At 40.6% G+C, this 9,658-nt stretch carries 10 protein-coding genes; 5 read left to right on the forward strand and 5 right to left on the reverse strand.

Going from position 1 to position 9,658, the window contains the following annotated elements:
• The 5 genes from Q0191_RS07390 to Q0191_RS07410 form a co-directional block, all read right to left on the reverse strand.
• Positions 1 to 1,601, reverse strand: a 1,601-nt coding sequence (locus Q0191_RS07390) for a formate--tetrahydrofolate ligase (RefSeq protein ID WP_297665216.1), incomplete at its 3' end; no start/stop codon positions are given.
• Positions 1,602 to 1,660: 59 nt separating this feature from the next.
• Positions 1,661 to 1,951: a hypothetical protein gene (locus Q0191_RS07395; protein ID WP_297665218.1), complete on the reverse strand. Its 291-nt coding sequence runs from the start codon at positions 1,949 to 1,951 to the stop codon at positions 1,661 to 1,663.
• Positions 1,952 to 2,065: 114 nt separating this feature from the next.
• Positions 2,066 to 2,323 (reverse strand): hypothetical protein, encoded by a 258-nt coding sequence (locus tag Q0191_RS07400; protein WP_297665220.1) that lies wholly within the window; start codon positions 2,321 to 2,323, stop codon positions 2,066 to 2,068.
• Positions 2,324 to 2,413: 90 nt separating this feature from the next.
• Positions 2,414 to 4,942, reverse strand: coding sequence for an SEC10/PgrA surface exclusion domain-containing protein (locus Q0191_RS07405; RefSeq protein ID WP_297665222.1), 2,529 nt, complete (start codon positions 4,940 to 4,942; stop codon positions 2,414 to 2,416).
• Between the two features lie 110 nt (positions 4,943 to 5,052).
• On the reverse strand, positions 5,053 to 5,253 hold the full coding sequence (locus Q0191_RS07410; RefSeq protein ID WP_297665224.1) for a hypothetical protein: 201 nt from the start codon (positions 5,251 to 5,253) through the stop codon (positions 5,053 to 5,055).
• A gap of 256 nt (positions 5,254 to 5,509) precedes the next feature.
• On the opposite strand from Q0191_RS07410, the gene Q0191_RS07415 reads away from it, so the two are divergent.
• From Q0191_RS07415 to Q0191_RS07435, 5 genes are all read left to right on the forward strand, one after another.
• The gene (locus tag Q0191_RS07415) at positions 5,510 to 6,202 is read left to right on the forward strand and encodes a phosphopantothenate--cysteine ligase (RefSeq protein WP_297665226.1); all 693 of its coding nucleotides are present in this window, start codon (positions 5,510 to 5,512) and stop codon (positions 6,200 to 6,202) included.
• A complete protein-coding gene (coaC, locus tag Q0191_RS07420; protein ID WP_297665228.1) occupies positions 6,199 to 6,750 on the forward strand; it encodes a phosphopantothenoylcysteine decarboxylase in 552 nt (183 codons plus the stop codon). The genes Q0191_RS07415 and coaC overlap by 4 nt, the downstream gene beginning before the upstream one ends.
• Entirely contained in the window at positions 6,734 to 7,297 is a 564-nt protein-coding gene (locus Q0191_RS07425; protein WP_005590371.1) for an ECF transporter S component, read from the forward strand. Before coaC ends, Q0191_RS07425 begins: the two co-directional genes overlap by 17 nt.
• A gap of 195 nt (positions 7,298 to 7,492) precedes the next feature.
• Entirely contained in the window at positions 7,493 to 9,211 is a 1,719-nt protein-coding gene (locus Q0191_RS07430; RefSeq protein ID WP_297665231.1) for a phospho-sugar mutase, read from the forward strand.
• Between the two features lie 124 nt (positions 9,212 to 9,335).
• Positions 9,336 to 9,658: thioredoxin (locus Q0191_RS07435; protein WP_297665233.1), on the forward strand; the 323-nt coding region annotated here is incomplete at its 3' end.

Here is a 9,658-nt window from a genome sequence, read left to right on the forward strand (position 1 = left end):
CCTGGCATGGTCATGACATCTCCTGTCAAAGCCACGATAAAGCCTGCCCCAAGTTTTGGTACCAATTCACGAATGGTGATTTCAAAGTTTTCTGGTGCTCCCAGAGCAGCAGGATTGTCTGAGAAGCTATACTGTGTTTTGGCCATACAGATTGGCAGCTTGTCCCAGCCATTCTTGACAATTTCCCGAATCTGAGTCTGCGCTTTTTTCTCAAAGCTTACTTTTGAACCGCGATAGATTTCAGTAACAATTTTCTCGATCTTCTCTTCGATAGTTGAGTCATTGTCATAAAGACGAGTGTAGTGTGCTGGTTTTTCGTCAATGGTTTTGACTACAGTTTCAGCTAGAGCCACACCGCCTTCAGCGCCATCAGCCCAGACACTGGCAAGCTCGACAGGTACCCCGATTTCTGCACAGAGTTCCTTAAGCGTAGCAATTTCAGCTTCCGTATCAGAGACAAATTCATTGATGGCCACGACCGCTGGAATACCGAACTTACGGATATTTTCAACGTGGCGTTTAAGGTTTGCAAAGCCAGCTCGTACCGCCTCAACATTTTCTTCAGTAAGTGCATCCTTAGCCACACCACCATTCATCTTGAGGGCACGAAGTGTTGCGACAATTACCACTGCATCTGGAGAAGTTGGTAAGTTCGGAGTCTTGATATCGAGGAATTTCTCAGCGCCAAGGTCTGCACCGAAGCCAGCCTCTGTCACTGTATAATCAGCCAAGCGTAGCGCTGTGCTAGTCGCCAAAACAGAGTTACATCCATGGGCGATATTGGCAAACGGTCCACCATGAACAAAGGCTGGTGTTCCGTAAATGGTCTGTACCAGATTTGGCTTAATTGCATCTTTCAAGACTAATGCCAAGGCTCCTTCTACCTCAAGGTCACGAACGTAGACTGGTGTGCGGTCATAACGATAACCGATAACAATGTTTGCCAAGCGATTTTTCAAATCTTCAATATCCGTAGCTAAGCAAAGAATCGCCATAATTTCAGAAGCGACTGTGATATCAAAACCATCTTCGCGTGGAATACCGTTAACTGGACTTCCTAATCCAATCGTTACATGGCGAAGGGCCCGGTCATTCAGGTCAACCACCCGTTTCCAGATAATGCGACGTTGATCGATTCCCAGAGCATTTCCCTGATGAAGATGATTGTCAATGAGAGCAGACAAGGCATTATTAGCAGTCGTAATGGCGTGCATGTCACCAGTAAAATGTAAGTTAATATCTTCCATCGGTAGGACTTGCGCGTGACCGCCACCAGCTGCTCCTCCTTTGATCCCCATCACTGGTCCCAAGGACGGTTCGCGAATGGCAATCATCGTTTTCTTGCCAATTTTGTTGAGTGCATCAGCTAATCCAATGGTAATGGTAGACTTACCTTCTCCTGCTGGCGTTGGATTGATTGCTGTTACCAAGATCAGCTTGCCGACAGGATTTTTCGCTACTTCACGAATTTTGTCAAAACTGAGTTTGGTCTTGTACTTTCCGTACAGCTCCAAGTCGTCATAATCAATGCCAATCTTTTTTACTACATCCACAATGGGCTGTAATTCAACACTCTGAGCAATTTCGATATCTGTTTTCATTAAGGAACTCCTCTAATTTGATAAAACTATTATACCAGATAAGAATTAAATCTGCACATTTAAAGTCCAATAGTAACATAACGTTCGGTAATTACTTCATTTTTTTCATACAATACATCTTTTTTAATAAAAAATGACTTATCTTCTTCAGTTTTAGCTAAACTTTCTAAAGATTTAATATCTTCCTCTGATATCCCTTTACTAAGATTGTTCAGTACACCAGTAAGCTTCTTATTAAACTTACTAGTACCCTCTTTATTTGTATTTGAGGTTTCTTCAGACTTTTGTTTAGTAGCAAAGGCACTCGAACCCGGCTCACGAACACTCTTAACACCAAAATACCCACCCATCGATAAAGCACCTAGAGCAAGTACACTAGCAGTCACCAAACCTAACTTACGAAGAAGAAATTTCGAAGATCCTTTTTTATCTTCTTTATAGCTATCTTCCTCAAACTGTAACTTTTACATCGGAGTTAATTCTTTGATTTCTCCATTAGGTATAAACCAGTTTAGGTACTCACCATCTTTTAATACAAAGGACTCTTTAGATACTAAATTCTCTGCTTTAGCAACCTCAAGTAGCTTATTTAAGTATTCTTCTTCCTCTCCAAAAGAAAAAGTACCACTCTCTAAACCTCTTTTTACGTTCCTTACAATACCAGCTTTTACATATAAATTAGCATCTTCCATAAATTTTAGTAAATCTCTATCTATAGACATAACAACACCACCCTCTAGAGTTTACTAAATATAACTTTATTCACCACAAATAAAAAATAACCCCTAGACCGTAGTCTAGGGGAGCTAAGATTACAATTCTTCTGTTTTCTTTTTAAGAACCAGAGCTCCAAGGATAGATACTCCCAATAGAGCCAACACTGAGTAAGACTCACCAGTATTCGGCAAAGCATTACCTTTAGCATCAGCAGGTTTAGGAGCGTAAGTCGTGGAAACTACCTTAGAGTTTTGAGTAGTTTTAACTACATCAACATTAACTTTGCTAGTTTTGTTTTGGAACTCACCTTTATTTTGAGTACCTTCAACTTTTGTAGTTGGAGCAGGTACAAGAACTTCTGGAACTTCTTGCTTAGGAAGTTTACCTTCAAGCTCGGTAACTTTAGCTTTAGCAGTAGCTTCAGCTTCTTTAGCAACTTCAAGAGCTTTTTTAGCTTCTTCTAGCTTAGCAAGAGCCTTAGTTTCAGCATCTTTGAGCTTAGGAAGAGCTTCAGAAAGTTCTTTTACTTTACCTTCTTTGTTAGTAAGGACAATTTTAGCTTCGTTCAATACCTTAGTAGCTTGAATTAGGTTGTCGTAAGCCTTAGTTAAGTTTTTACGAGCAGTGAGAAGATTAGTACGAGCAGTATTCTCTGCAACTTTAGCATCTTCAAGAGCCTTAGCAGAAACCTTAGCTTTAGCTTCAGCACCCGCAAGAGCAGTTTTCGCTTTAGCTACAGCGTTTTTCAAGTCTTCATACTTAGAGTCAACACCCTTAGTAGCCTTGTAGTCTGCAAGAGCCTTATCAGCTTTTGCTTTAGCTTCTTTAGCAGATGCCAACTTAGTCTGAGCTACTGGCAAAGCAAGTTTAGCTTCAGCAATGGCTTTTGTGTTACCTTCAGATTTCTTAGCATTAGTAAGCTCTTCTTGAGCTTTAGTCAATTCTGCTTTAACCTTAGTAAGTTCGCCCTCGATTTGAGCAACTTTAGGGTTTACAGAAGAAGTAGTACCCCCACCCCGTGAGAAAGTAAACACAGAACCTACACGGTGGGCATCACCAGCACCGAAGTTAGTCTTGAAAGATACCCCAAGTTGCAAACCGTCTTTAGCCAGTTCTTCAATACGCTGTACACGATTGAACTTAGCGTTCCCACCTTTTTTAGTGTTATAGTACATATCCAATACAGAATTATGTACCATACCCATTAAATCGTCGAGTGAGTATTTGTTGATAGAGCGGACATCAGAAAATGTCTCTTTATCGCCAGTGTAAGCATCTGGCTCAAATTCGAATACTGCACGCAAGTTTTGGAATTTTGCAACCGCATCACGCCCTGTATAGAACTTCTGCGGAGCGTTTGATGGTGCAACACCACCACGAGTTGAAGAAACAGGGTGCAAACCAGACTCAAGGAATTCAGCAGTGTCGTTTGCAATTTTAGCAGATTCTTTTGTAGCAACAAACTCAGGTTCACCAATAGAGCGTTGGATTTGATTCATCAGACCAAGAGCATACGAAGTCAACTCTTCAACAACATTAGCTGGAAGACCATCTTTGAAGTCAACAGAGTACTTCTTAGTAGTATCATGACTACCAACTTTGTAGTCAATGATATCATTTAGAGCCGCTGGCAATACCCACATACCATTTGGTAAACGAACTGCACCTGGTGTGTTAGCATCTACGATACCTGAAAATGTACGACCATTACCATCTTTGACAGCTTTCTTCATAGCATCAACATTAGCAAATTTATTTGCTTTAGCTTCTTTATAAGCATCTGCAAATTTGGTAGATGTAGCACCAGTTACGGCATTTTGAGCGGCTTTCAAAGGAGTACCAGTTGTCGGTGTAACAATAGTAGCTTTTTTAGCTTCTTCAAGCTGAGAATTAAGCGATTTTTCTTTAGCTCCAAGAGTATCTACTTCTTTTTGAGCAGATTCGATAGTACCCTTACCTGTAGGCTGGTTAGCCTTCTTAGTAAGATTGTCTACAATTTGTTGTGACAAATTAACTTCGGCAGTAGCATCGTTTGAAGCCTTATCAAGTTCGTTAAGTTTGCTATCTTGAGCAGGCTTATAATCTGAAAGAGCTTTCTCAGCATCAGATACCCCATCTTTTGTGTTTACCACAGCTACCTTATCTTCATTAGCTACCTTATTAGCTTTGTTTACAGCATCAGAAGCTTCTTTGTAAGATGACTCTGCCTTATTCACAGTAGCTTCTGTATCTTTTACAACACCTTCAGCTTTAGTAACAGCACTTTTTGCTTGTTCTACAGTTTCAGGTGTTACTTTGTTAGCATCATCAACGGCTTTTTTAGCTTCTTCGTGAGCTTTAGTAGCTTCAGTAGCTTCAGCTTGAGCGGTATTTACAGCCCCTTGAGCTGTTTCTACGGCTTTAGTAGCTTCAACTAGCTGACCTTTAGCTTCTTTGTACTGTTCTTCAACAGATACTTGGGGTTTAGTTACCTCTTCTGTTTTTGGAGCGTTTTCTTGTACCTCATCAGCAGATACCCCGTTCGCAGTTCCTACAGCAGTAAGAGCAATACCCGTTACAAAAGCACCAGTACGCAACTTGCGCATAAGAGGTTTACCTGTAGTTTTGATTGATTTTTTGAACATATTTGTTCTCCTTTTAAATATTTATTTAATTTTTATAAGACTATTATACATCCAAACTTTTATTTAAAAAAGTTTTTCGAATAAAAATGTTTGGTTAATGACAAAAATTTCTATTTAGAAGATTCACCCATCTCCTCTAAGATACCCCTCTTTATTAGAGTTAGCTTATACAAAGTATCTACTGCTAAGTTTTTAGAGTTTCTAGAGTAACTAGGATTCTCCCCAAATACTAACTTTAAATACTCAAAAGCCTTATCATAAATTTCATCAATTTCTTCTAATTTATCCATAATTTCTTTTAATTTATTCATAAAACCTCCTTTTACCAATATTATATACTAATTCATTTAAAAAGAAGAGACACTCCCCCAAAGGAATGCCTTTTTAACTTTCTACTAAAGAGATTAGCCTCTCTTACGACGTCGGTTAAGACCAAGCGCACCGATACCAATCACTGCACCTACAAGTCCTAGCAAGCTAGAAGCTTCACCAGTGCTAAGTTTGACTAAATTGAACCTTAAGTTAATTTTATTTTACTAAATTCATTTTTTCTTGTAGAATAAAGCTATGAATATATTGATTACCTCTGGCGGAACGAGTGAAAAAATCGACCAAGTCCGCTCTATCACCAATCATTCAACGGGTCAACTTGGGAAAATGATAGCCGAGCATTGTTTGGCAGAGGGTGCTTCGGTGACTCTGCTAACAACGGCAAAAGCTGTTAAACCGGATCCGCATGAAAAACTAACGATTAAGATTATCGAAGATACAGAGCAGCTCCTGACAACCATGGAAGAGCTGGTAGCAGCTCATGATGTGCTCATTCATTCAATGGCTGTTTCTGACTATAAACCAGTGTACATGGCAAGATTTGAGGAGGTTCTTGCTAGTTCAGATGTGACAGAGTTTCTGGAAAAAAGTAATTCTGAAAGTAAGATTTCGTCTTCTGATGACTATCAGGTACTTTTCCTCAAGAAAAATCCTAAAATTATCAGCAAGGTCAAGGAATGGAATCCCAATATTCGATTGATTGGCTTCAAGCTCTTGGTTGGCGTTTCTAAAGAAGAGTTACTGGCTGCTGCTAGAGCCAGCCTTGAAAAAAATCAGGCTGAATTAATTGTAGCCAACGATTTGACTGAAATTTCTAGCGGGCAACACCACGCCTATCTCCTAGGAGCAGACACTGTCACAGAAGCTTTCTCCAAAGAAGAAATTGCTGAACAATTGTTAAGCCATATCCAGAAAGGAGACAGTTCATGACCCATATTACTCTCGCTGTCACGGGCAGTATTTCGGCCTATAAAGCAGCAGATATTACGAGCCAGCTGGGCAAGCTAGGCTACAGTGTGTCTGTTCTCATGACGGAAGCTGCCAGTCACTTTATCACCCCGCTGACCTTACAGGTTTTATCAAAGAATCCTGTTTCCCTTGACCTAATGGACGAGCCGAGGCCAGACAAGGTAAACCATATTGAAATCGGCAAAGAAACGAATCTTTTCTTAGTCGCTCCCGCAACAGCTAACACCATCGCCAAACTAGCTAATGGTCTAGCTGATAATATGGTAACCGCTACTGCCCTTGCTCTCCCATCTCATGTCAAAAAAGCCATCGCGCCAGCTATGAATACCAAGATGTATGAAAATCCCCTAACTCAGCACAATTTGGAAAGATTAAAAAAATTTGGCTGGGAGATTATCGAACCGCGTGAAGCTGTTCTAGCTTGCGGAGATCATGGAACTGGTGCTCTAGCTGATGTCAATATTATTATAGAAAAAGTAAAGGAAATTATAAATGAGAAAACAATCTAGTATCGCGCAAATTGCTATCTTTTTTGCTATTATGTTAGTGCTCCATCTGCTGAGCTCTGTTATTTTCAACCTACTACCGGTTCCGATTAAACCGACCATTATTCATATTCCAGTTATTATCGCTAGTATTATCTACGGACCGCGAATTGGAGCTGTTCTTGGAGCTCTGATGGGGGTAATCAGTGTTGTGACCAACACTGTTGTCCTGCTACCAACTAGCTACCTCTTCAGTCCTTTTGTAGAAAACGGCAGCATCAATTCATTGATGATCGCTATGGTTCCACGTATTCTAATCGGAATCACCCCGTATTTTGTCTACAAATGGATGAAAAACAAGCCAGGTTTAGTTTTAGCTGGTGCCGTGGGCTCAATGACCAACACCATCTTCGTTCTCGGAGGAATTTTCATTCTATTTTCATCTGTTTACAATGGAGATATCAAAGCCATGCTTGCATTGATTTTTTCAGCTAATGCAATCTCAGAAATGATTATTTCTGCTATCCTTACAGTTGCAATCGTTCCAGCACTTGAAAAACTTAAAAAATAATCACCTAGCGTGATTATTTTTTTTGATCCAAACATGCTCATTTTTTCAAAGTATTTCACTATTTTTTAGGTCAGTACTTTCAAAAAATATGAAAATATGTTACAATGAAAGCGATTGAACAAACAAGAAAATCTTGTGCCCTTTCTTAAAACCACACAGTGATTTTCTATCTTAAATATAAAGGAGACTCCATCTATGACCTATCAAGAAAACTTCAAAAAATGGCTTGACTTCGCTGAACTTCCTGACTATCTTCGGAAAGAGTTAGAAGGTATGGACGAAAAAACTAAGGAAGATGCCTTTTATACAAACCTTGAGTTTGGTACTGCTGGTATGCGTGGCTTGATCGGCGCTGGTACCAACCGTATCAATATTTATGTTGTCCGTCAGGCAACCGAAGGTTTGGCTCGCTTGATTGAAGAAAAAGGTGATGAGTTCAAAAAACGCGGTGTTGCGATTGCTTACGACTCTCGTCATTTCTCACCAGAATTTGCCTTTGAATCTGCTGCAGTCTTAGCTAAACATGGCATCAAGTCTTATGTATTTGAAAGCCTACGCCCAACACCAGAACTTTCATTTGCAGTGCGCCATTTGGGAACTTTTGCTGGTATCATGATTACAGCCAGCCACAACCCTGCTCCATTTAACGGCTACAAGGTATATGGTGAAGACGGCGGACAAATGCCTCCGCATGATGCAGATGCATTGACTGACTATATCCGTGCGATTGAAAATCCTTTTGCTATTGAGGTCGCTGACGTTGAAGCTGAAAAAGCTTCTGGTTTGATTGAAGTGATTGGCGATGCTATTGATGCTGAATACCTCAAGGAAGTTAAAGATGTCAATATCAACCAAAAACTGATTGATGAATACGGTAAGGACATGAAGATTGTCTACACTCCTCTGCACGGTACTGGTGAAATGTTGGCTCGTCGCGCTTTGGCTCAAGCAGGATTTGATTCTGTAGAAGTTGTTGAAGCTCAAGCTGTAGCTGATCCAGACTTCTCTACTGTTAAGTCTCCAAACCCTGAAAGCCAAGCAGCCTTTGCCTTAGCTGAAGAATTAGGCCGCAAGGTTGGTGCAGATGTCTTGGTTGCAACTGACCCAGATGCTGACCGTGTCGGTGTAGAAGTTCTGCAAAAAGACGGCAGCTATCTCAACCTTTCAGGTAACCAAATCGGAGCCATTATGGCTAAATACATCTTGGAAGCTCATAAGAGTGCTGGAACTCTGCCAGCTAACGCAGCTCTCTGCAAGTCTATCGTTTCTACTGACTTGGTGACTAAGATTGCTGAAAGTTATGGCGCAACCATGTTCAATGTCTTGACTGGTTTCAAATTTATCGCTGAAAAGATTCAAGAATTCGAAGAAAAACACAATCACACCTACATGATGGGATTTGAAGAAAGCTTCGGCTATCTGATTAAGCCATTTGTACGTGATAAAGACGCTATCCAAGCTGTTTTGGTTGTAGCTGAGCTAGCTGCCTACTACCGCTCACGTGGCTTGACTCTGGCTGACGGTATTGAAGAAATCTACAAAGAATATGGTTACTTTGCTGAAAAGACTATCTCTGTCACTCTGTCAGGTGTTGATGGAGCTGAGCAAATCAAGGCTATCATGGCTAAGTTCCGTGACAATGGTCCAAAAGATTTCAACGCTACTGCTATTTCTGTTACTGAAGACTTTAAGGCGCAGACTTCTACTGCAGCAGACGGTACTGTTACAGCTCTGACAACTCCTCCAAGCGATGTGCTGAAATACACCTTGGCTGACGGTTCATGGATTGCTGTCCGTCCATCCGGAACAGAACCAAAAATCAAGTTCTACATTGCCGTTGTCGGTGATAGCAATGAGGATGCTCAAGCAAAAATTGCTGCTATTGAAGCAGAGATTAATGCCTTTATCAAGTAAAATAACACTATCAACCAATCAACCAGAGAATGAAATTCACATTCTCTGGTTTTTCGTTTCCAAATCAAGCATTTTTCTGCTTTTTATGGCATACTAGTTTTATCAAAAGAAATGAGGATTATTTATGGAACAATTTGCTCAAAATATTAAAGACTTAGAAGTTACAACTGTTGACCGTGCTCGTCAAGCAATTGCTGACAAAGAGACAGCAACTTTCTTCGTAGGTCGCAGAACTTGCCCTTACTGCCGTAAATTCGCTGCTACTCTTGCTGGCGTTGTCGCTGATACTAAGGCGCATATTTTCTTCATCAACAGCGAAGAAGGCAGCGAATTAGAGAAACTGCAAGCCTTCCGCTCTGAATACAGCATTCCGACGGTTCCTGGTTTTGTTCATGTTCAAGACGGCCAAGTAGCTGTTCGTTGTGATTCTTCTATGACTGCAGATGA

Origin of the sequence: uncultured Streptococcus sp., assembly GCF_938036805.1 — a bacterium.
Taxonomy (GTDB): domain Bacteria; phylum Bacillota; class Bacilli; order Lactobacillales; family Streptococcaceae; genus Streptococcus.